Below are 23,073 nucleotides of genomic sequence, written 5' to 3' on the forward strand. Positions count from 1 at the left end.
ATCGGCGCCTCGACCTACTACGCGTGGGTCAAGCAGGCCGAGCAGCCCTGCGACCGGGACGTGGTCGACCTGGGCCTGCTGTCCAACATCCACGAAATCTGGACTACTTCCGGGCGCACCTACGGCGCGGACCGGATCCACCGGCAGCTGCGCCGTGACGGCATCCACGTCGGCCGCAAACGCGTCGAGCGGCTGATGACGCAGCAGGGCTGGCAGGGTGCGTTCCTGCGTCGCGGCTGGCGGGGCGGCTCCACCCGGCAGGATCCACGACACACGCCGGCGCCGGATCTGGTCAACCGGCAGTTCACCGCGGCCGGACCGAACCGGCTCTGGGTCGCCGACGCCACCCGCATCCCCTGCGGTCAGGGAGTGTTCTGGCTCGCCGCGGTCCGTGACGTCTTCTCCCGCCGCATCGTCGGGTGGAAGACCTCCGACCGCTGCGACACCGACCTGATCCTCGCCGCCCTCGAATACGGCATCTGGTCCCGCGACGTCCGCGACGGCCACTTGATCCACCACTCGGACAGGGGATCGAACTACACGTCTTTCCGCTTCGCGCAACGCTTACAGGACAACGGGATCCTGCCCTCGATGGGCTCCGTCGGCGACTCCTACGACAACGCCCTGATGGAGAACTTCTGGTCCACGTTGAAGATCGAACTCGTCTACCGCACAAGCTGGCGGACCCGCGACGAGGCCGAGAACGCGATTTTCGCCTACATCGACGGGTGGTACAACACCCGCCGCATCCACAAAGAACTGGGCGACCTCAGCCCCGACGAGTACGAGACCGCCTGGCACCACCAACAGACCAGCCAGACCGAGCCAGATATCGTCACCCCTGCACCGACCGGCAGCAGGTAACCACCCCTCCATCAAAGCGGGGGAAGCTCAATGCGCGACCAGGATCCAGGCAGCGTCGCGGGCTACCTGCGGCTCCACAACATGGTCATCGTGTGTGACGACGACGCTTGGACCATCGAAACTGACACGGCGGTCTTCCCGCTCACCGCCCCGACGAGCGTCCTGCCCCGCACAGCAAAAATCCCCGCCCAACGGGACGGGGATCGCTCGAAACGCGAAGAGTAATCACGCTTCGTGGGGAAATAACGTGTCCGAACTCTTGTACGCATCATATGTGTACCAACCTGGGGTGCACATGCTCATAGGTTACGGTACGGCCAGGGCTGACTCAAGACTGACCGCCATAACCATGTGTAAGTGTGCAGCCATCAAGTTGGATTCAGTCCGCTACGGCCTCTCTGTCTGACATCGGCGGGCCACCACGAGAGCCGTTTTGCACGCTGGTGAACTTTTAGTCGACTGGCTTTGGCGGCAAGCCATATCGTTCGCGTTCTTCGCTGTTGAGCGCACGGTGCTCACTGCCTTCAGCCGGAACCTGCGCGGGGTTATTGCGTACGTCCCAGCTCATGATCGTGCCGTCGTCGTAGGCGATGATGAGGGCGTCTTGCCACGACATGCTGCGCACTACCCCACGAGGTGTGTCAAGTACGCCGAGAGGCCGTCCCTCTTGAGCGCGCCAGATGTAGAGCATGTAGTCATCGCTGATCTCGGTGCTCAGCTGCGTCCGCAAGATGGTTCGGGAGTAGCCAGCGGACTCTAACTGCCAGTACGCGCGTTCGACCGTCCGTGCACTCAGCCGCGACGCCCGGGCCTGGCTCACGTACGGGTAGCGAGCGGACCGGGCCCGCGTCTGTCCGGATCGGTAGCTCGTGTCCCACCGTGATGGGATCGCGCCCGACTCGGAGGCACAAACCGTGCCCCCGAGTCGGCGCGACAATCGGCAGCCCGTTACCGGCGGCCGAACTTGGCACTCACCTCTGCCACTGGTCAGGCGGGCACGAATTGCCACTGTTGGTTGGTCCCGCCGTTGGCGGTCCACTGCACGACCTGCGCCCCGTCGCTGGTCGAGGCGGCGGAGACGTCGGCTGCCAGTCCGCTGCTGCGGCTGACGATGGTGTAGTAGCCGTCACCGGTGGGCCGCAGGTACCACGACTGGTTGGTGCCGCCATTGGCTGACCACTGCTGCAGTTGCAGGCCCGTCGTGGTGCTGCCGCCGTTGACGTCGAGCACCTTTCCGGAGGCGGTGTAGCGCAGGGTGTAGGCGTCCTGCGTGGTGCTGATCGTCCAGGTGGGGGTGCCGCTCTGCTGGACCGCCTTGGCGCCGTCGGCGGTGGAGTTGCCGGCGATGGCGAGGGGCTTTCCGCTGTTGCGGTTGACGATGCGGTAGGTGCCTGCTGCGGGCCCGGTTCCGCCGCTTCCACTGAGGTTGAGGTACTCGACCGAGTCGGTGAAGAGGGTGCTGCCGGACTTAGCGGTCGACAGTTGCAGGTACACGCGGCTTCCGGTGGTGGGGGCGGTGAAGGACACCGGTTGGGTGACCCGTGAGCCGAGCGGGACGGTCAGGGTGGTGCTGCCGGACGCGACGACCGCGCCGGTCGGGCTGTCGAGCCGGGCGGTCCAGGTGAAGCCCACCGAGGTGTTGGTGAAGTCGTCGTTGAACACTGTGATGTTGCGGGTCACCGTGGCGTTGCGGGCGTAGCTGGGTACCGCCTGCGGCAGCGGGAAGGTGCCGTTCGAGTCCGAATTGCCGGAGGCGGACCAGTACGGGAGGTCGACCGCGGCCACCGGGTTGAACGCCGCCTGCACGCGCTGGATCTGCGGGTTGCTCCACGGGTCGGGCAGGTTGTCCGCGCCGTAGATGGGGTGACCGCCCTCCTCCGGGGTGAAGTCGGTGGACCGCACGCCGGGCACGACGCTGGCCCAGGCGGACAGCAGCGTGTACGGGCGCAGGTCGGTGGCGCCCTTGCCGCGCTTGGCCAGGGTTGCCGTGGCGAACCACTCGAAGCCCTGCTTGTTGTTGCATGCCGGCCAGATGAACTCGCCCTCGCCGTCGGGCCGCCCATTCACGGTGATCAGGCCCTCCCCGTACCTGCCGAAGCCGTCGACGTAGTGCGGGATCACCGCGAAGTTGGCGTACGTCATCCCGGGATACAGGCTGACATTCCCGCCGACGCCCACCTCGACAATGATCGGCCGGGTGCCGTCGGCGCCGTTCATCGCCGCGTACAGGTCCTTCTCGAACTGTTCGGAATCCTGGCCGCTCTGGTTCGGCTCGTTGTTCTGACTCCAGCGGATGATCGCGGGGTGGTTGCGGTCGCGCAGGACCAGCGCACGGGCGTGGTTGACCATGTTGTCGCGCCCGACGGAGTTCTGCCACTCCTGCGAGGATTGGGAGCCGCGAATCGCGACCTCGTCGATGATCATCAGGCCCATCTCGTCGGCGACATCCAACATGTACGGGCTCCCGGGCTCCTGGTGGATGCGCACCACGTTGTAGTTCAGCCGCTGGTAGTTGTCCACCGCCTGCGGCCAGCCGCCGTTGCCGGACGACGGGGGCAGGAAGCCGGGCAGGGTGTGGTACGCGTCGCCCTTGCCGCCGTTGTTGATCCGGTCATAGTCGCCACCCTGGAGGTTGTCGCCGCGGAAGTTCACGCGCACGCCGTTGAGGTAGTAGTAGTCACCGTTCTGGGTGGCCTCCCGGAACCCGAACCGGGACGTGGCGTCGCTGGTGTGCCCGTCGTCGGTGACGGCATGCACCGTCAGCCCGTGCAACTGCGCCCGGTACCCCGACCGGTACGGCACATTGGGCCACCAGTACGAGGTGCTGTCGAGGTTCCACGCGACCGGCCCGACGGTCACGGTCACGGTCGAGCGGGCCGCCACGGTGACCGTACGGCTGGGCAGTGCCGGGTAGCTGAAAGCCGTTCCGTTGTGGGACGACAGCGACCCGGTCAACGTCACCGACCGGGAACTGCCCGACGTGTTCCGCACCGTCACGTCGTAGGTCAGCGTCTTGTTCGCCACCGACGTACGCACGAATGTGTCGCTGACGTACACCGCCGGGTACACCCGCAGGAACGCGGACCCGAAGATCCCCTGCGGTATCGCCTCGGACCACGTGGCGGCGTCGGGCACCAGGTACCGGCCGTTGGATGCCTTCAACGCGCCGCGGCCCTTCACGTTCACCGTGATCGTGTGGGTGGTGCCGGGCGCCCCGTATGCGCTGATGTCGAAGTTCGACGGGGTGAACGCCGTCGTCTGGGTGGCGACCACGCGGCCGTCGACCGACAGTGTCGCCTGGTGATTGACGGCGCCGAACTCGATCCAGGTCGACTGCGGCTGCCCCGAGTCCGGCACGGTGATGCTGCGCGAGTACACCGCCTCGTTCACGTCGGTGAAGCCCTGCTTGTACCAGCCGCCACCGGGTACCGCGATCGTGGTCGCCCCCCGACCCGCGGGCGTGAAGTTCCATGTCCCGCTCAGATCGACCGAGGCGATCGCGGCGTTGCCGGCCGCCACACCGTCAAGTCCGGCGGCCGCGACATTCTGCGTCGCGACCGGCGCGGCCAGGGTCGACCCGGGGGTCGCCAGGGTCAGCCCACCCAGCGTCAGGGGCAGGGCGAGCGCCACGGTCGCGGCCAACCCTCTGGCCCACGCCGACAATCGGCCACCCCAGCGGACGTTCGTATGATGCACGGTTACCTCCTGTGACTCATCCGCCAGCTCCGCAAGACCGGTTCAGGGCACAGCCTCAAGGCCGATACTCGAATCGATTCGACAAATCTGCCGGCGTCGCCGACCAGCCGGGAAGGCTGGTTGCGGCCCAAATACATAGGTATGTATTAATGGGTGCATCGAGCGTGAAGTCAAGGTTTCAAGACGGCTCTTCCTGCTCCTGACGCCTCGCAAGCTTCGGGTGGCCGCCGATAAGTACGACCCCTTCCGGAGTGCTGGGGCATCGCGCTCAGGCACTCCGTGTCGCCGGCCCACCGACGCGGTGCCGATCGAATAGCGAACCGGTTCGCCTCCGCGGCGCCCGGCCGCGTGACAGGCCGAAGGCGTGGACAGCACTGTGGTCCTCGGTGAAGTCGGCGGGCGGCCCGGCCTGATTTGTTCGGTTCGAAACTGGAGTTAGGGTGCTGGTAAGAAACGTGCTTCGCCAGCGTCACGGGCGGGTTACGTGATCTTGATGGCGAGTGTCTGATTGCGTAGACATGACTGCGCAATCATACAGGACGATGGCCGGCGATGGGAGGTGCCGTGACGCGACTGGCGAGGCCGGGTGAAAGCCCTCCGACGCCGCGCAGCGTGGACGTCGCGCGGCTGGCCGGCGTCTCCCAGAAGACGGTGTCCAGGGTCCTCAACGACGAGCCGTATGTCTCGGCCGACGTGCGCCGGCGGGTCCTGGACGCCGCCGAGGAGCTCGGCTACCGGCGCAACCAGGCGGCCCGGGCGCTGGCCTCCGGGCGGACCCGGTCGATCGGCGTGGTGACGCTCGGCAGCGCCTTGTACGGGCCGGCGTCGTGGCTCATGGGCATCGAGCGGGCGGTCCGGGAGGTGGGCTACACGCTGCGGGTGGCCGCCACGATCGAGGGCGACCCGGGCGGCATCGCGAGCGCCCTGGCGTCGCTGCTGGGCCAGGGCGTGGACGGCGTCGTCATCTCCGAGCCGATCGACGAGGGCGTCGGCCTCATCAGCGTCGACGTGCCGGTCCTGGTCCTCGGCGCGCCGCCCACCTTCGCCGCGCCGCAGGTGGTGACCGCCAGGGTCGGCGCGGGCCGGCTCGCGCGGGCCGCGACCGAGCACCTGCTGGAGCTGGGGCACGCGACCGTCCATCACCTGGCCGGCCCGCAGCGGTGGTATTCGGCACGGGACCGTCTCGCCGGCTGGCGCGAGGCGCTGCGAGCCCACGGCGCGGACGAGCCGCCGGTCGTCGAGGGCGACTGGTCGGCCGCGTCCGGCTACGCGGCGGGCCGGGAACTGGCCAGCGACGGCACCGTGACCGCGGTGTTCGCCGCGAACGACGACATGGCGATCGGTCTCATCCGCGCGCAGCTCGAGGCCGGGCGCCGCGTGCCCGAGGACATCAGCGTCGTCGGGTTCGACGACATCCCGGTCGCCGCCTACGTCACTCCCCCGCTCACCACCGTGCGGCAGCCGTTCGACGAGGTCACGCGGCAGGGCCTCGCGCTGCTGGTACAGGTCATCGAGAAGCCGGACGTCGAGCTTCCACCGGCGGCCGACCAACCGGTCGAGCTCGTCGTCCGCGCCTCGACGGCGCCACCACCGCCCCGGCCGATCCCGTGACGTGGCCGCCGAGCGATCCCCCATGCCCACGGTGGCCCGCACGGTCAGCCCGCCGGCAGCGAAGTCCCATCCACCCAGCCCTGATCAGCGTCGATCTGTCCACCTACGGCGGCACGTCACCCGAGACCCGCACCGGCCGTCGCTGACGAGCGGCGGTAGCACCCGCGCGGACGCGCACCTCTCTCGATACCCCCTGTCCCCAGCACTCCGTTGCCCGGCGCGCCGGTCCCCCTGCCCTTTTGATGAGAGTTCGCCTTGGCCACATCGTCCCCACAGTTCCCGGTAAGCCGTCGAACCTTGCTCGCCGCGGCCGGAGCGGTGTCGTTGAGTGCCGCCTGGCCGCGTGCGGCGGCGGTACCTCCGCCGCCGAGGCGGTGAGCCAGGCCGACATCGACAAGGCGATGTCGACTGCGACCGAGCTGACGTTCTGGGCCTGGGCCGGACATCGCGCAAGAGGTGGCGCTGTTCGAACAGAAGTACCCGGCCGTCAAGGTCGAGGTGGTCAACGCCGATCAGGGCGCCCCGGAGTACACCAAGCTGCGCACGGCGTTGCAGGCCGGCATCGGTGCTCCCGACGTGGCGCAGATCGAGTTCCAGTACATCCCGACCTTCACCATCACCGACAGCCTGCTGGACCTGCGCCCGCGGCGTGCTGGTGCGCGCCGCTGGTCATCGAGTCCACGCTGACCGTTCACGTGATCCGGCCTTCCGCATCGCGGGCGGCCGGTGACGCGGTCAAGATCCTGTCCCAGGTACCGTCGCGCTGCCAGCGGCGGAACAGGCCGTAGACCGTCCGCCAGGGTCCGTACTCGGCCGGGACGTCACGCCAGGGCGACCCGATCCGGATCCGCCACCTGATCCCATCGATAAGCTGCCGTCTGTCCCACTTCGGCAGCCCACCCTTCACCGACTGATTCAGTAGCCCACTTGCTCTACTGGCTTATTCGCGCCGCTCGTCCACGTACGGTACTAGTACTCCAGCAGGAGATCCGTTCTGACCTGCTGTAGCAGTGTGGTTTTGTCCGTGAGCGTGGAGCAGCCACCGCTGAGTCTCGTGGTTGTGTGGACCCAAGATACGGCGGTGGCTGCCGCCTACAGAGTAGACGTCCAGCGATGGTTGGGGCTGTTCGACGAGCTGATGGACGTGGTCGGGTCGTGCTTTGGCCGGCCTGAGCCCCGCCGGCGGGTGCGGGACTTCATGGCCGGGCTGCTGGCGCCGTTGCCGACCAAGAACTGCTGGACGATCGCGGAGCACGCCGGCGATGACGGTCCGGGCGGGATGCAGGATCTGATCGGTCGGGCCCGGTGGGACGACGCGCAGGTGCGTGCCGAGGTGCGGGACTTCGTCGCGGTCAAGCTTGGGCACCCCGACGGTGTGCTGCTGATCGATGAGACCGGTGATCTGAAGAAGGGTGTGCACACGGTCGGGGTGCAACGGCAGTACTCCGGCACCGCCGGAAAGATCGAGAACTGTCAGCTCGCGGTGCACCTGTCCTATGCCTCACCGGCGGGGCACACCCTGGTCGACGTCGCTCTCTACCTACCGAAATCCTGGACCGACGATCCCGCGCGACGGGCGGAGGCCGGGGTGCCCGACACGATCGGGTTCGCCACGAAACCGCAGCTGGCACGGCGGCTGATCGACACCGCCGTCTCCGGTGGGCTGCCCTGCCGGTGGGTTGCCGGCGACGAGGCCTACGGCGGTGACCCGCACCTGGCCGCGGCTCTGCGTGGCCATCGACTCGGCTATGTCCTCGCGGTCGCCTGCTCGCACCGAGCCCCGACCGGACTTGGCGTCCAGCGAGCAGACCAGATCGCCGCCGACCCGCCGACGCGGGCGTGGCAGCGGATCTCCGCAGGCCAGGGAGCGAAAGGCCACCGCTACTACGACTGGGCGTTCGTCACCCTGCCCCTGGCCGCCGATGAGCACGACGGTCACCACTGGCTGCTGATCCGCCGCAACCGCACCACCGGTGAGCTGGCGTTCTACCGCTGCTGGTCACCCCAACCGGCCCCGCTGCACCACCTGGTCGCTGTCGCCGGCCGACGGTGGAGCATCGAGGAATCGTTCCAGGCCACCAAGACCGGGCTCGGCCTGGACCAGCACCAACACCGCCGCTGGCGGGCCTGGCACCGCTGGACCACCCTCGTCATCGCCGCCCACGCGTTCCTCGCCGCCGCCGCAGCGGCCAGCACCACCACCCCGGACGGCCTGATCCCGATCACCGTCAACGAACTCCGCCGGCTGTTCCACGCCCTGATCCTCGAACCCACCCGACGCGTCGCCGACGTCATCGCCTGGTCCATCTTCCGACGTCGACGCCAAGCCGCAGCCAAGATCAGCCACTACGCCCGACAAGCCCTCACCGAGCCCTGAAACAGATCTCCTGCTGAGTACTAGCTTTGCTGCCTCCGATCGTCGGCCTTCTTGAGGAATGTCTGGATACGGCGGTGCACGAGGAAGCCCACCCCGCGGTGGCGGGTGATGAGTTGCAGCGCATCCCGGTGGTCAGCTTGTCGCCGGCGCTGTTGGTACGTAGGCGCAGCCGGGTGCTCCTTGCCGAGACTTATCAGCACATCCGAGAGGCGCTGCGCCAACCTGACGCTCGGGTTCCCGTTGCGCTTGCTCAGCTTGTGGTGGACACGGAGCCCGAGCAGCGTAACGGGTGACTGGGGAGTCAGGGTGCTGTCAACGGCGACGTGCTCGGTGGCGACCCTCTCTTTTGCAAGGCGACGAACGATGAGCAGATGCACGTCATCGAGCTGCTTCGCGCCGAGACGGGGGTCGTGGTTCTGGGGCCGCCGGGAACCGGCAAGACGCACACGATCGCCAACTAGTGTCGGCGCTCCTGGCGCGCGGTCAGCGGGCGCTCGTCACGAGCCAGAAGGATCAGGCGCTGCGCGAGCTTCGCGATAGGCACCGGCGTCGTCAGGCGACCATGAGATTTTCTGCAGCGTCAACCGTGATGCCGGCGGGCCTTTCATCCTACCTTTGCTGCGGCTTCTGTCGGAATTAATAGAATTTAAGGCTTCGATGCAAGATAGATGAGCCCAAATCCTTGACTCAGTGCCCATGTTGCCGGTTAATCACATCTACGTGTCGGCTGTGTTCACCCTCCCGGGTGGCCGACGACGCCGGCGGGTCGTCGAATCGATTCGACTACCGTCAGCAACGAAGCCTTGGCCCGGAGTCGGAAGGCTGTCGGGTGAGTCGCAGGAGGTTACCGTGCATCGTACGAACGTCCGCCGGGGTGGTCGAGTGTCGGCGTCGGTCAGAGGGTTGGCCGCGATCGTGGCGCTCGGCCTGCCCCTGGCGCTGGGTGGCGTGACCCTGGCAACTCCCGGGTCGGCCCGGGCCGTGCCGGTCGCGACGCACAGTGTCGCGGCCGCCGGACTTGACGGTGTGGCGGCCGGTAACGGCGCCATCGCCTCGGTCGATCTGAACGGGACGTGGAGCTTCACGCCCTCCGGCCGGGCAACGACCTCGATCGCGGTGCCCGGTGGCGGCTGGTACAAGCAGGGCTTCACCGACGTGAACGAGGCGGTGTACTCGCGCAGCATCACCGTGCCGGACTCGGGGCAGCCGCAGTCGACCTGGATCGAGTTCGGCGCCGTCAACCACCAGGCGACACTCTCCGTCGACGGCCGGGCGGTGGCGACCCAGACCACCGCGTTCACCCCGTCGAACTTCGACATCAGTAGCTACGCCGCACCGGGCACCACCCACACGATCAGCGTGCAGGTGAAGGGCCGTGGCGCGTTGAGGTCGTCCGACGGCAAGTACCTGGTCCCCATAGCGGCCGACTGGTCCGAGGCGATACCGCAGGGCATCTACCGGTCCGCGTCCCTGCGGGTGTACCCGGCGGTGTACGTCAGCGACGCGTTCGTCCGTACCTCGGTGGCGAACCGCACCCTCAGCTACGACGTGTCGGTGACCAACTCCTCGGCCGCGACCAGAACCGTCACCCTGAGCGGGTCGATCACGTCCGACGGCGCGGGCTCCTTCAGCTACCCGCAGTTGCCGCAGCAGACCGTGACGGTGGCGGCCCGTTCGACGGCGAAGGTCACGGTGGGCCCCGTGGCGTGGGACCTCGGCACCACCTCGTACTGGTGGCCCAATGTGCCGTACCGGTCCGGGTACCGGGCCCAACTGCACCGCCTGGCGATCCACGCCACAGCTGACGACGGCCGCACCAGTGACGCCACGTACCGCTTCGGGTTCCGGGAGAGCACGCAGAACGGCGAGTACTACTACCTCAACGGCGTGCGGGTGAACTTCCGTGGCGACAGCCTGCAGGGCGCCGACTACGACCGGGTCAACTACGGCGGTAAGGGCGACGCGTACGACACCCTGCCCGGTTTCCTGCCGCCGTCGTCCGGCAACGGCGGCTGGCCCGCGGCGGTGAACAACTACCAGCGTCTCCACTACAACGTGGTACGCATGCACATGGAACCGGCCAGCCCGTACATGCTCGACGTGGCCGACGAGATGGGCCTGATGGTCATCGACGAGACCGCCATCCGCAGTGGCTCCCAGGACTTCGTGTCCGGACGCACCAACATGGTGGCCCACGCTCGTGCGCTGACCCTGCGCGACCGCAACCATCCGGCGATCATCCGCTGGAGCCAGATCAACGAGCCCAGCTCCAACAGCAACGACTCGCAGCAGTTCCAACAGGACCTGTACGCGGCGATGAACGGCAACGACGGCACTCGGCCGATCAGCATCGACGCCGGCATTGGCGCGGACTCGCCCAGCCGGTACCCGGCCATGAACTACCCCAACTTCGCCATCTTCGCGCACTACCTGGACGGCGTCGGCCGCTACGGCGAGGCCCTGAATCGCCATTCCGGGCGCCCGGACGGCGAGGGCGAGTACATCTGGCCTGCCTGCAGCACCAAGCAGGGCTTCACGTGGTTCGCCACCGCAACTGCTGCCAAGCGCGGCAAGGACGCCAGCGACCTGCGCCCGTACACGCTGCTGTCTGCCTGGGCCAGCGTGGTGCCGGGCGTGCGAACCACCGACTTCACCACGGAGGAGAACACTCGCCCGGTCTACGGTGCGGACAACCTGCCCGACCCGTGGAGCAACGCACAGATCCAGCGCGTGCAGGCGGCGTTCAACCCGGTGGCCGCGGTCGACCTCCCCTACTGGTCCGCCTCCGGCAATTCGGACTCGAACGGCACCTTCCCGCTGCCGCAGGCGGTACCCAGCTACGCCCGCAACGCCACGGTGACCCGCAACATCACAGTGTTCAACGACGACCTCACCAACACCTCCGTGGGCTTCACCTGGACCGCCCGGCTCGACAGCCCGACCGGCACGGTCGTCGCGTCCGGCAACAGCAACCTGACCATCCCACTCGGCTCACGGGTCACCCAACCGGTGTCCTTCACCACCCCCGCCACCGGCAGCCGCGTGTACCTGCAACTGTCGACCGCTAAGTCCGGCAGCACCCTCTTCACCGACTCGGCCGAGTACCTCACCCTCGGTGGGAGCGGTGGAACCGGGCCCACTCCCGGCACCTACCGCATCGTCAACCGCAACAGCGGAAAGCCCCTCGCCATCGCCGGCAACTCCACCGCCGACGGCGCCAAAGCGGTCCAGCAGAGCGGCACCCCCACCTGGACGATCAGCGCCACCCAGGACGCCTACACCCTGCGCTACACCACCTCCGGAAAGGTGCTCGACGTCAACGGCGGCAGCACCACGACGGGCCTGCAACTGCAGCAGTGGTCGGCGAATGGCGGCACCAACCAGTCGTGGTACCTGCGGCCCACCGGTGACGGCTACTACACCATCGTCAGCCAGGCCAGCGGACTGGCGGCCGACGTCTACGCCGCAGCGACAAGTGACGGCGCGCAGGTCGTGCAGTGGACCGCCAACAGCGGGACGAACCAACAGTGGCAATTCGTGCCCGCCTGACCAGTGGCAGAGGTGGTTGACAAGTCCGACTTCCGGCGACCAGCTGACCCATCGTTGAGATGTCTGCTCGGGCGTGGGGTTCCCGCGCCCGAGAAGACCACGATCCGATCTCGATGGAATTGACGAACATCAACGTAATCTTTATTCTCGCCGAATCGATTCGACAACGCACAGCCGATGTCCGTAGCCCAGGACCGACGGGCTGCGGGTGCCGGACGACATGAAGCACAACCCTCCAGCCTCGGCGTCGACAAGGGACTTCGGATGACAGACCTACCCGTGAGCCGTAGGCGCCTCCTCGCCACTGCCGCGCTGACCGCCGGCTCGGCGGCCCTGATCCCGGCCGTGGGCGCCGGACGGGCCGCCGCCGCTGCGCCTCAGGTCACGCTGCCCGAGCGCGGGATCTACGACGCGACCGCGGCGACAACCTGGACGGACGGGTTCCTCGTCGGGAACGGCGAGTACGGCGCCGTCCTGTACGGAACGCCGACCCTCGAGAAGGTGATCTTCAATCACCACCGCTTCGTGATGCCCAACGGCAGCCGGGGCGTGACCCCGCCGGTAATCTCAGGGCGGCTGGCCGGCGTGCGAGACAAGGCGCTGGCCGGGAACTACGGCGGAGCCAACACGGACTTCGCGGCCGGCTGGAGCCTGCGCTGGACCCAGACCTACCACCCCGGCTTCGAGTTGCAGATCAGCACTCCCAGCATGACCACGGCCAACGGGTACGCCCGCATCACCGACTTCCGGACCGGGGAGGTCACCTCCACCTGGACCGACAGCAACGGCACCTGGACTCGCCGCGCCTTCGCCTCCCGGGCCGACAACGTCGTCGTACACGAACTGACCCCGGCATCCGGCCGATCGATCGACGCGACGCTGAGCGCCAACACCTCCCTCGCGGGCGTCCCCGGCTCGGTCCGTTTCACCACCCTGGCCAGCGTCATCGACGGTTCCGGTTACCTGAACCTGCGAGGCACCTACCCGTCCGGGCAGGGCGCGTTCGGCTTCGAGGGCGTCACCCGGGTCGTGGCCACCGGTGGCACGGTAGCCGCGAACGGGTCGAGCATCGTCGTCGCCGCGGCAACCAGGCTCCTCCTGCTGACCAAACTCGACCGTTACGAGTCACCCACGGCCTGGGACAGCAAGCCGTTGCATGCGGCGCTGGCCGCGGTGCGCGCCGACTACGCCGAGCTGCGCACCCGGCACGTCACCCTGCACTCGGCGATGTACGATCGCTCCCGCCTGGACTTGAACGTCTCCGTCGCCGACCGGCAGCTGTCGACCACCGAGCTGATCGCCCGGCAGAACGCCAACCGCACCACCATCGATGTGGCCCTGCTGGAGCGCCTCTACGACAGCGGCCGTTACCTGTTCATCAGCTCCAGCGGCGTGCTGCCGCCGCGGTTGACCGGAATCTGGGCCGGCACCTGGAATGGCGCCTGGGCCGACGATTTCACCACCGATGCCAACATCAACCTGCAGGTCGCCGGTGGCAACATTCTCGACCTCACCGATGCCATGCAGGGCTACTTCAACCTGATCCTCGGCCAGCTCGCCCACTGGCGCACGAACGCGCGCAACCTGTACGGCGCCCGCGGCTTCCTGGCCCCATCACGAACCGACGGCGAGTACGGATACATGCTGCACTTCGACCCCGGCTTCCCCGGCCAGTGCTGGACCGGTGGCGCGGACTGGTTGCTCTACCCGCTGCTGGAGTATTACCAGGTCACCGGGGACCGGACGTTCCTGGCTGAGAAGCTGGGACCGGCGCTGATGGAGCTGGCGCTGTTCTACGAGGACTTCCTGACCCGCACCGACTCGGCCGGTCGTGTGGTGTTCGTGCCGTCGTTCTCGATGGAGAACTCGCCGGCCAGCACGAACGTCCTGCTGGCGATCAACGCCACCGGCGACATCCAGGCCGGCCGACACGCCCTGCGGGCGGCCGTCGAGGCCGCCAACGCGCTCGGTGTCGAACAGGGCGCCGGCCAAGGCGTCGCCCGCTGGACGGCCCTGCTGGCGAAGCTCCCGCCCTACACCATCAACGGCAGCGGCGCCCTCGCCGAATGGTCCTGGCCGGGACTCACGGATCGCTACAACCATCGGCACGTCCATCACCTGTACGGCGCGTGGCCCCTGCACGAGATCAATCCCGAGGACGCGCCCGGGCTGGTCACCTCCGCACTCAGGGCCCTGGCGCTGCGCGGTGACGAGAACACCTCAGCGCACGGCAGCCTGCATCGAGCCCTTGCCTCCGCTCGGCTGAAGGACGCCGCAGGCGTCTACAACAACCTCCGGAAGATCATCGGCAATAACATGATCTTCCGGTCGCTGATGACAGCACACAACCCGAACCTGGAGACCTACAACGCCGATGCGGCCAACACGCTGCCGGCCGTGCTCAGCGAAGCGCTCGTGTACACCAGGCCCGGCGTCATCGAGCTGCTGCCCGCCGTGCCCGGCCAGCTCGCCAGGGGCACCATCACCGGAGTCCGCGGACGCAACCAGGTCCGCATTCACAGCCTCTCCTGGGATCTGCCTGGTCGCTCAGTAACCGTGGCACTCACCTCGACGATCACCCAGGCGATTACCCTCATCAGCCGGCGCGGGATGGCATCCATCACCACGTCCGCAACGGTCACCCCCTCGCCGCTCGGCCCGCATGCCCGGGTGATCTCGTTGACGGCCGGGCAACAGACACAGGTTGTCGTAGGTCTGCCAGCCGCCGCCGGCGGCGGCGTCATTCGACTGGTCAACCGGCGCAGCGCAAAGGTGTTGGACGTCAACGGCGGCTCCACCACGGACGGGGCAACTGTCATCCAGTGGCCGTGGACTGGCGCAGCCAACCAGCAGTGGCGGCTGCTACCCAACAGCGATGGCTCATTCCGGCTGTCCGGTGTCAAAAGCGGGAAAGTCCTGGACAGTCCAGGTGGCTCGGGCCAGGGCGCGGCGCTCGTTCAATGGGCCGACAACGGCGGACGAAACCAGTGGTGGAATTTCGTCCCGGCGACGACCAGCGGATACTACCGGTTCGTCAACGTGAGCAATGGCTGGTGTGTCGGGGTCGAAGGCGGCTCCACCGCGGACGGCGCCAGGGCGGTCCAGCAACCGGTCAGCGGCGAGATCAGCCAGGAATGGCAGATCCTTGATGCCTGAGGCGGGAGGTCAGAGGCGCTGGTCGCGGCGGCCCCGGGCGACGGGCCGCCAGACTTCCGGCTGGTGCCCGCCAGTCTTCGCCCTCGTTGACGGCCGCCAGTACCTGTGCCCCGTCAAGCGCCGCCACGCCGGGTGGGTCTCGGCCACCGGCGTGCGTGGTCCGGGTACGGCGGCAGCGTCGGGTCGGCCGTGGGGACCGGCCCGGCCCAGAGGGTACGTCTGACCTTAGAGGAGTACCCGTCAGTCGATCGCCTCATGCGCGCCGACTCCGCAGGGCGACGGCGCGAACGGTGTGGGCTGGGTTTACGAGCCCTGGACGGTCGGGACGACAGCAGCGCATGTGGTCCTGCGGCAACGCATTGATCGTTTTTTATCTCAGTCCTCGTCAACGTTCCGCTCCTCCTGCCTGCGATCGTCACGACCGGAGCGACTGGGGCCGCCGCTGCATCGCTCGGCTGCATAAAGGAGACAACATGCCTGAAGTGACACGAAGGAAACTTCTCGGAGCCGGGGCGGCTGGGGCTGGTGTCATGCTGCTGCCGGCGGGTTGGACCGCAGCCGCTCGGGCCGGGTCGACTGCACCCCCACAGGTGCTGGCAGCCAACGACATGGCGTTGTGGTACGACGAGCCGGCGGGTACGGATTGGTTACGGGCTCTGCCGATTGGTAACGGCCGGTTAGGCGCGATGGTGTTCGGGAATGTCGACACCGATCGGCTGCAGCTGAGCGAGGACACCGTGTGGGCCGGTGGCCCGTATGACTCGGCCAACACCCGTGGTGCGGCCAACCTGGCGGAGATTCGGCGGCGGGTCTTCGCCGATCAGTGGACGCAGGCGCAGGATCTGATCAACCAGACCATGCTGGGCAGTCCGGTGGGGCAGTTGGCCTACCAGCCGGTCGGCGACCTGCGGCTGGCTTTTGGCAGTGCCAGCGGGGCGTCGCAGTACCAGCGGACCCTCGATCTGACCACGGCCACCGTTACCACCAGCTACGTGCTCAACGGGGTGCGGTTTCAGCGTGAGGTGTTCGCCAGCGCACCGGACCAGGTGATCGTGATCCGCCTGACCGCTGACCGGGCAAACGCGATCACGTTCACCGCCACGCTCGGCAGCCCGCAACGGACGACCGTGTCCAGCCCGGACGCCGCCACGATCGGCCTCGACGGTGTCTCCGGCAACATGGAGGGCATCATCGGGCAGGTCCGGTTCCTTGCTCTGGCCAATGCCGCCGTGAGCGGCGGCACGGTCAGCAGCTCTGGTGGCACGCTGCGGGTCTCCGGCGCGACAAGCGTCACCCTGTTGGTGTCGATCGGTTCCAGTTACGTCAACTACCGGACCGTCAACGGCGACTACCAGGGCATCGCGCGGCGGCACCTCGACGCGGCCCGCACCATCGGCTTCGACCAGTTGCGCAGTCGCCATGTGGCCGACTATCAAGCGCTGTTCAACCGGGTGTCGATCGATCTGGGACGCACGACGGCGGCCGACAAAACCACCGACGTGCGAATCGCGCAGCACGCGAGCGTCAACGATCCGCAGTTCTCCGCGCTGCTGTTCCAGTACGGTCGCTACCTGCTGATCTCCTCCTCACGGCCGGGCAGCCAGCCGGCGAACCTGCAGGGGATCTGGAATGACCAGATGGCCCCGTCATGGGATTCGAAGTACACCATCAACGCGAACCTGCCGATGAACTACTGGCCGGCCGACACCACCAACCTGGCCGAGTGTTACCTGCCGGTCTTCGATATGATCAAAGATCTGACGGTGACCGGCGCCCGCACTGCTCAGGTGCAGTACGGCGCAGGGGGTTGGGTCACCCACCACAACACCGACGCGTGGCGCGGCTCGTCGGTGGTCGACGAAGCCCTGTGGGGAATGTGGCAAACCGGCGGCGCCTGGCTGGCCACCATGATCTGGGACCACTACCAGTTCACCGGAGACGTCGAGTTCCTGCGCGCCAACTACCCGGCCATGAAAGGCGCTGCCCAGTTCTTCCTCGACACGCTGGTCAGCCACCCGACGCTCGGCTACCTCGTCACCAATCCGTCGAACTCACCCGAGCTGCGTCATCACACGAACGCCAGCGTGTGCGCGGGGCCGACGATGGACAACCAGATCCTGCGTGACCTGTTCAATGGCGTCGCACGGGCCGCCGAAGTCCTCAACGTGGATGCCAACTACCGCGTCCAGATACTGACCGCCCGGGACCGGCTGCCGCCGACGCGGGTCGGGTCCCGCGGCAACATCCAGGAATGGCTCGCCGACTGGGTGGAGACCGAGCGGACTCACCGGCACGTCTCACTGGGCCTGCCGCGGAGCCGGCGGTGTTGCACTGCACCCAACGCAACGCTGCCTGCTGGTTGAGGGAGCCGTAGTTGCCGGCGTCGGGTCTTGGCCCGTGAGCGCTGGACAGCCGCAGGTGACGGTCTGAGCACGGCGCCCCGGGCCGATCGATGTGAGTGCGGGCGCGAGCGCTGCAGTCGCGACTTCCGCGCCTCACAGGATGCCCGAAGCGCGAGACTCAGGGCACCCTGTGATGCAGGTGTTGTGAGGCCTAGAGGGCGATGAGGGCCTTGAGGACCTCGCGGTTGTCCATGGCGCGGTAGGCCGCGGGGACCTCGTCGAGCGCCACGGTACGGTCGAAGACCTTGCCCGGATTGACGCTGCCGTCGAGGATGCCGGGCAGCAGGTCCACGATGTATGCACGCACGGGAGCCGGGCCGCCGTCGAGGGTGATGTTGCGGCCGAACAGGCTGGCGAAACCGATCGGTGCTTCCTCGTACTGGGGCACGCCGACGCGGCTGATGACGCCGCCCGCGCGGACGATGCCGACGGCTTGGTCGTAGGCGGGCCGGAGGCCGACGGCTTCCAGGACCTTGAGCGCGCCGCCGTTGGTGAGGTCGCGGACCCTGGCGATGCCGTCGTCGCCGCGCTCGGCGACGACGTCGGTGGCGCCGTACTCGCGACCCAGGTCGGTGCGGACCTTATGGCGGCCCATCAGGATGATCTGCTCAGCGCCGAGTTGCTTGGCCGACAGCACCGCGAGCAGGCCGACCGCGCCGTCGCCGATGACGGCTACGGTGTCACCGGCGGTGACGTTGGCGCGTTTGGCGGCGTGGTAGCCGGTGCCGTACACATCGGCCAGGGTCAGCAGCGAGGGCAGCAGCTCGGAGTCGACGCCGACGGGCAGCTTGACCAGCGTGCCGTCTGCGAGGGGCACGCGGATCAGCTCAGCCTGCGCGGCGCTGAAGAAGCCGAATTCGGCGTGTGCGCAGGCGGTCTGCAGACCCGCACGGCAGAACTCGCAGGTGTTGTCCTGGTACGAGAACGACGCCACGACCAGGTCGCCGACCTTGACGCCTGCCACGTCGGAGCCGATTTGCTCGACCGTGCCGAGGAACTCGTGACCCATCTGTACCCCCTGCTCGGAGGCGGGCATGGAGTGGTACGGGTGCAGGTCACTGCCGCAGACACAGGCACGTACGACACGCACAACCGCGTCGGTCGGTTCCTGGATGGTCGGGTCGGCGATCGTTTCGACGCGGACGTCGCCCGCGCCGTACATGAGGGTGGCACGCATATTGGTAGTCCTTAGGGTTGCGTTGGGCGGTGGATCAGTGCTGGTTCGCGAGCAGTTTGTCGAGGACCGCGCCGGCACGGTCGGCCTGGGGCTCGCCGACCCGCTCGTGCAGGACCGTGATCAGACCCCGCAGGTTCTGCTGGGTCAGGCCGGTGTTGAGGGCGATGCCGAAGTGGGACTGCAGCTGACCCTCGACCCCGTCGAGGTTGGCCAGGGCCGCGACGGTGGCGATCTCGCGGCTCTGCCAGTCCAGGTTGTCGCGGCCGAAGATGTCACCGAACAGGTGTCCCTTGAGGAACTGGTCGATGGCCGGGGCGAAGTCGAACAGCGGCCCGGTTACCGGTGCGCCGGCGAGCTGGGTCTGGTTCTGCGTGCCGAGTTCGACGCTGTTCTTACTGGTGGGCAACGGTGTCGGCTCCGCGCCGGCCTCGTCAGTGATCCCCTTCGCGCGGCGCTGTTCGAGCAGGTCCATGAATGTGCCGAGGCCGTTGAGGCTGCGCGGGAAGCCCGCGTAGGCGTACATCTGGATCAGGATCTCGTTAATCTCGTTGATCGTCAGACCGGCGTCCAGGCCGTCGGCAAGGGCGTCGCGCAGTTGCGGGAGCTGGCCCGCGGCGGTGAAGGCTCCGATGGCCGCCGTCGCCTGCTGCCGTGGAGTGAGGTCGCTCACTGCTGGTTCGCCTTCTCGTACAGGTCCTGAGCGACCGGCTCGAGCCACGTGGTGGGATCTCCGCCGTCGGGCTTGGCCTCGAGCAGGGCCAGGTGGCTCATGAACCTGTCCGCGGCGGCGCCGTGCCAGTGCTCCTCGTCGGGCGGACAGATCACGGTCTCACCTGCGTGGATACGGACGACAGATCCGTCGCGGATGCCGACCAGACCGACACCCTCGGTAACGTGCAGGGTCTGCCCGACGGCGTGCGAGTGCCAGTTCGATCGGGCACCGGGAGTGAACCTCACAAGTGCGGCTGTCATCCTCGACGGCCCGGTGCCGTTGTAGATCGGCGTCAGGTAGACGTCGCCGGTGAACGCTTCGGCGGGCGTCTTCACGGTGGGCCGGACGGGCTGCAGTTCCATGCTGTCCTCCTCTGGCGATGGGTTCACTTATAGAGAACGCCCCGGTTGACACCGATGGGAGGGTTTGCCGTAACAGGTAACGACAGAACCCCCATGCGACGAAGGCGTGGCCGTAGCGTGGTTGTCATGGAAACCCAGGACGGCGTTCGTGAGTTCCTGGCCTCCCGGCGCGCCAGGATCACCCCCGAACAGGCCGGGCTGCCCTCTTTCGGCGGCACCCGTCGCGTCGCCGGGCTGCGCCGCGCTGAGGTCGCGATGATCGCCGGGGTCAGCCCCGACTACTACACCCGCATCGAGCGCGGCAACCTCTCCGGCGTCTCCGACAGCGTGCTGGACGCCATCGCCCGCGCCCTGCACCTCGACGAGGCAGAACGCTCCCACCTCTACGACCTCGCCCGCGCCGCCAACAGCAGCCCGCGCGTCCGGCGCCGGCCGACCAAGCAGCAGATTCGGCCCGGCGTGCAGAGCCTGCTTGACGCGATGACCGAGGCCCCCGCATTCGTACGCAACGGACGCCTCGACATCCTGGCCGCCAACAGGCTCGGTGAGGCGCTCTACTCCCCCGCCTTCGAGGCCACCACGCGACCGGTCAACCTGGCTCGATTCTGCTTTCTTCACCCGGCCGCCAACGAGCTTTACCCCAATTGGGACGAGGCTGCCAACACCACCGTCGCGCTGCTGCGCACCGAAGCTGGGCGCGACCCGTACGACAAGACGCTGAGCGACCTGATCGGCGAGCTCGCCACCCGCAGCGACGACTTCCGCACCCGCTGGGCCGCCCACAACGTGCGCCTGCACCACACCGGAGTCAAACGCTTCCAGCATCCGGTGGTCGGCCGGCTCGAGCTGGCCTTCGAGGCGATGCCACTACCGGCCGACCCCGGCCTCACCCTCACCGCGTACAGCGCGACCGCAGGCACCCCCGCCGGCGACGCGCTCCGCATGCTCGCCAGCTGGGCCGCGACCAAGCCGTCCACCGAGGCTCCAGCAGGTCAGTGAGGGTGTCACCAACTCGTCGTCCACGATCAGCCTCCTACGTTCCCTGATCCGGTGGACATGCCAGCAGCGAGCGCTCCGTCGATGGCAACCCCGTTGTGTGCGAATGCGACGAACCCTATTGCCCATCTCGATCGCTGTCCGCCAGCCAGCCGGCCGGAGGCCGCCGATACCACCCAAAAGGGTGCCAGAGCTGCATAGACCAACCGGTCCTCCTACTCTGGACGTGGGAACCATGACGGGGTAGATGCACCGATCGTGGAGGTCTTATGGCGACGAGGGCGGCGGCAGAACCGGGACGGAGCACTCTCTCGTCCTGGGCTGCCGGGCAGCGGAAGCTACGGCCACAACGGTTCACCTCGTCCGCGGACGGACTGCGGTTCGCGTTCTATGGACGGATGTCCACCGTCGACTTTCAGGATCGGGCGTCGTCGTGCCGGTGGCAGCGTGACTACGCCGGCGACCTGGTCGCCGGTCATGGCCGGATCGTGGTGGAGTTCTTCGACGACGGCGTCTCCCGCCGAGTGCCCTGGCCGGACCGGCCGCAGGCGGCACGGCTGCTCGCCGCGGTGACGGACCCGGCACGCGGGTTCGACGCGATCGTCGTCGGCGAGTACGAACGCGCCTTCCACGGCCGACAGCTAGAACAGTTGACCCCCACCTTGCTCAGGCATGGCGTTCAGCTGTGGCTTCCGGAAACCTACGGGCCGGTGGACTTCGACAACCCGCGGCAACTGGCGTTGCTGGACCTGCTCGGTGTGCACTCCCAACGGGAGGTGTCCCGGGCCCGGCATCGCACCACCGCGGCCATGCGCGCCCAGGCAGAGATGCAGGGCCGACACCTCGGCGGCCGACCACCCTACGGCTACCGGCTCGCCGACGCCGGCCCTCATCCGAACCGCGCCCACGCCGCCTGGGGACGGCGCCTGCACCGCTTGGAGCCCGACCCTGCCACCGCGCCCCACGTCCGGTGGATCTTCGAGCAGCGGCTTGCCGGCCGGAGCGTGGCCAGCATCGCCCGCGCCCTCAACGACAACAGCGTCCCGTGCCCGTCCGGCGCCGACCCAGCCCGTAACCCCCACCGCAGCGGCCACCAGTGGATGCTCACCACAGTCGCGGCGATCCTGGCCAACCCCCGCTACACCGGGCGGCAGGTCTGGAACCGTCAACGCACCGACCGTGACGCCCTCCCTGAACAGGGAACCTTCGATCGACACCACGAGATCCAACGGTGGAGCGCCTCCACTGACTGGGTCATCTCCCGCGAGATCGCGCATACTCCGCTGGTCAGCGAAGAACACTTCGTCGCCGTCCAGGCAATCCATACCGCACCGACCCCAGCCGACGGCATCCCCCGCTGCTATGTGTTGGCCGGAGTGATCTGCTGCGGCGTGTGCGGCCGGATCATGGACTCCCACTGGGTCCACGGCCGACCCGGCTACCGCTGCCGCCACGGACACACGAGCACCCGCACCAGGACCCCCGCCCAACCGACGATCCTCTACATCCGGGAAGACCACCTGCTCGACCGCATCCGACACAACCGCGGGCTACACCGTCGCCATCCCGCACTGCGCAGCCCCGACCCGGAAAAGCTGGCCGCCTACTTACGCACCAGCAACATGATCATTGTGTGTGACCACCACGCGTGGACCATCGAAGCCGAGACCGCGATCTACCCGCTCACCCCGGCGGGGAGCTTCCTCGCCACGACAGCAAAAATCCCCGCCCAACGGGACGGGGATCGCTCGAAACGCGAAGAGGAATCACGCCTCGTGGGGAAATAACGTGTCCGAGGGGGGATTCGAACTCTTGTACGTATCATCGGTGCTCCATTTCGGGTGCACATGCTCATAGATTACGGCACGTTCAGGGTTGGCTCAACCTCGCGCCCATTACCGGGCGTGAGCATCGAAGTCGGGCCGCGTATGGTCCAATCTTGCCAGCCAGCTAGCTCGGACCGAAATGAACGTGCAGGCATCAAGCTGAGCCCCACCGCAGGGGGTCCTGGTGAGTTTCAGTCGACCGGCGTTGACGGCAACCCGTGCCGCTCGCGTTCTTCGGTAGCGAGCGCACCAGGTTCACCGCCTTCGTCGAACTCTGAAATTCACCACAACCGCGCACAGCGCCAGAGCATCCGGCGCCGACCAACGCCATGCAACGAGTTGTTC

Annotated in this window: 16 protein-coding genes and 1 pseudogene; 10 read left to right on the plus strand and 7 right to left on the minus strand. The window is 67.7% G+C overall.

Annotation, left to right across the window (positions count from 1 at the left end; translation table 11 throughout):
• A partial coding sequence (locus ABZU52_RS15295; protein ID WP_354971667.1) for an IS3 family transposase occupies positions 1 to 864 on the plus strand: 864 nt, incomplete at its 5' end.
• Positions 865 to 894: 30 nt separating this feature from the next.
• Positions 895 to 1,089 carry a hypothetical protein gene (locus tag ABZU52_RS15300; protein ID WP_354971668.1) on the plus strand — a complete coding sequence of 65 codons (195 nt, stop codon included), beginning with the start codon at positions 895 to 897 and terminating at the stop codon, positions 1,087 to 1,089.
• Between the two features lie 226 nt (positions 1,090 to 1,315).
• On the opposite strand, the gene ABZU52_RS15305 is transcribed toward ABZU52_RS15300, so the two are convergent.
• Both ABZU52_RS15305 and ABZU52_RS15310 read right to left on the minus strand, forming a co-directional pair.
• Positions 1,316 to 1,555, minus strand: a complete 240-nt coding sequence (locus ABZU52_RS15305; RefSeq protein ID WP_354971669.1) for a hypothetical protein — start codon at positions 1,553 to 1,555, stop codon at positions 1,316 to 1,318.
• Positions 1,556 to 1,851: 296 nt separating this feature from the next.
• Positions 1,852 to 4,560, minus strand: coding sequence for an RICIN domain-containing protein (locus ABZU52_RS15310; RefSeq protein ID WP_354971670.1), 2,709 nt, complete (start codon positions 4,558 to 4,560; stop codon positions 1,852 to 1,854).
• Positions 4,561 to 5,124: 564 nt separating this feature from the next.
• On the opposite strand from ABZU52_RS15310, the gene ABZU52_RS15315 reads away from it, so the two are divergent.
• Together ABZU52_RS15315 and ABZU52_RS15320 are read left to right on the plus strand one after the other, a co-directional pair.
• On the plus strand, positions 5,125 to 6,171 hold the full coding sequence (locus ABZU52_RS15315; protein ID WP_354971671.1) for a LacI family DNA-binding transcriptional regulator: 1,047 nt from the start codon (positions 5,125 to 5,127) through the stop codon (positions 6,169 to 6,171).
• 456 nt (positions 6,172 to 6,627) lie between these two features.
• A complete protein-coding gene (locus tag ABZU52_RS15320; protein ID WP_354971672.1) occupies positions 6,628 to 6,858 on the plus strand; it encodes a hypothetical protein in 231 nt (76 codons plus the stop codon).
• A gap of 7 nt (positions 6,859 to 6,865) precedes the next feature.
• Here the strand turns inward: ABZU52_RS15320 and ABZU52_RS15325 are convergent.
• A pseudogene (locus tag ABZU52_RS15325) lies at positions 6,866 to 7,081 on the minus strand (transposase); the annotation flags it as partial.
• Positions 7,082 to 7,309: 228 nt separating this feature from the next.
• Here ABZU52_RS15325 and ABZU52_RS15330 point away from each other — a divergent pair.
• Entirely contained in the window at positions 7,310 to 8,548 is a 1,239-nt protein-coding gene (locus ABZU52_RS15330; protein ID WP_354971701.1) for an IS701 family transposase, read from the plus strand.
• A gap of 20 nt (positions 8,549 to 8,568) precedes the next feature.
• Here ABZU52_RS15330 and ABZU52_RS15335 read toward each other — a convergent pair whose 3' ends face one another.
• Complete coding sequence (locus tag ABZU52_RS15335) at positions 8,569 to 8,925, minus strand: hypothetical protein (RefSeq protein ID WP_354971673.1); 357 nt, start codon at positions 8,923 to 8,925, stop codon at positions 8,569 to 8,571.
• 472 nt (positions 8,926 to 9,397) lie between these two features.
• Here ABZU52_RS15335 and ABZU52_RS15340 point away from each other — a divergent pair, with 472 nt between their 5' ends.
• From ABZU52_RS15340 to ABZU52_RS15350, 3 genes are all read left to right on the plus strand, one after another.
• Positions 9,398 to 12,097: an RICIN domain-containing protein gene (locus ABZU52_RS15340; RefSeq protein ID WP_354971674.1), complete on the plus strand. Its 2,700-nt coding sequence runs from the start codon at positions 9,398 to 9,400 to the stop codon at positions 12,095 to 12,097.
• Between the two features lie 264 nt (positions 12,098 to 12,361).
• Positions 12,362 to 15,253 carry a glycoside hydrolase N-terminal domain-containing protein gene (locus ABZU52_RS15345; protein WP_354971675.1) on the plus strand — a complete coding sequence of 964 codons (2,892 nt, stop codon included), beginning with the start codon at positions 12,362 to 12,364 and terminating at the stop codon, positions 15,251 to 15,253.
• Positions 15,254 to 15,726: 473 nt separating this feature from the next.
• Positions 15,727 to 17,616 (plus strand): glycoside hydrolase family 95 protein, encoded by a 1,890-nt coding sequence (locus ABZU52_RS15350; protein WP_354971702.1) that lies wholly within the window; start codon positions 15,727 to 15,729, stop codon positions 17,614 to 17,616.
• A gap of 190 nt (positions 17,617 to 17,806) precedes the next feature.
• On the opposite strand, the gene ABZU52_RS15355 is transcribed toward ABZU52_RS15350, so the two are convergent.
• Genes ABZU52_RS15355 through ABZU52_RS15365 form a run of 3 tightly spaced genes read right to left on the minus strand, consistent with a single transcriptional unit; the run spans position 17,807 to position 19,906 of the window.
• Positions 17,807 to 18,832, minus strand: a complete 1,026-nt coding sequence (locus ABZU52_RS15355; RefSeq protein ID WP_354971703.1) for an alcohol dehydrogenase catalytic domain-containing protein — start codon at positions 18,830 to 18,832, stop codon at positions 17,807 to 17,809.
• A 34-nt stretch (positions 18,833 to 18,866) separates the two neighbouring features.
• Positions 18,867 to 19,502, minus strand: coding sequence for a carboxymuconolactone decarboxylase family protein (locus ABZU52_RS15360; protein ID WP_354971676.1), 636 nt, complete (start codon positions 19,500 to 19,502; stop codon positions 18,867 to 18,869).
• Complete coding sequence (locus ABZU52_RS15365; protein ID WP_354971677.1) at positions 19,499 to 19,906, minus strand: cupin domain-containing protein; 408 nt, start codon at positions 19,904 to 19,906, stop codon at positions 19,499 to 19,501. The genes ABZU52_RS15360 and ABZU52_RS15365 overlap by 4 nt, the downstream gene beginning before the upstream one ends.
• Before the next feature lie 126 nt (positions 19,907 to 20,032).
• On the opposite strand from ABZU52_RS15365, the gene ABZU52_RS15370 reads away from it, so the two are divergent.
• Together ABZU52_RS15370 and ABZU52_RS15375 are read left to right on the plus strand one after the other, a co-directional pair.
• Positions 20,033 to 20,905, plus strand: coding sequence for a helix-turn-helix transcriptional regulator (locus ABZU52_RS15370; RefSeq protein ID WP_354971678.1), 873 nt, complete (start codon positions 20,033 to 20,035; stop codon positions 20,903 to 20,905).
• Between the two features lie 266 nt (positions 20,906 to 21,171).
• On the plus strand, positions 21,172 to 22,689 hold the full coding sequence (locus ABZU52_RS15375; RefSeq protein ID WP_354971679.1) for a recombinase family protein: 1,518 nt from the start codon (positions 21,172 to 21,174) through the stop codon (positions 22,687 to 22,689).
• The last annotated feature ends 384 nt before the right edge of the window (positions 22,690 to 23,073 follow it).

Origin of the sequence: Micromonospora sp. NPDC005220, from assembly GCF_040607895.1 — a bacterium.
Classification (GTDB): Bacteria; Actinomycetota; Actinomycetes; order Mycobacteriales; family Micromonosporaceae; genus Micromonospora.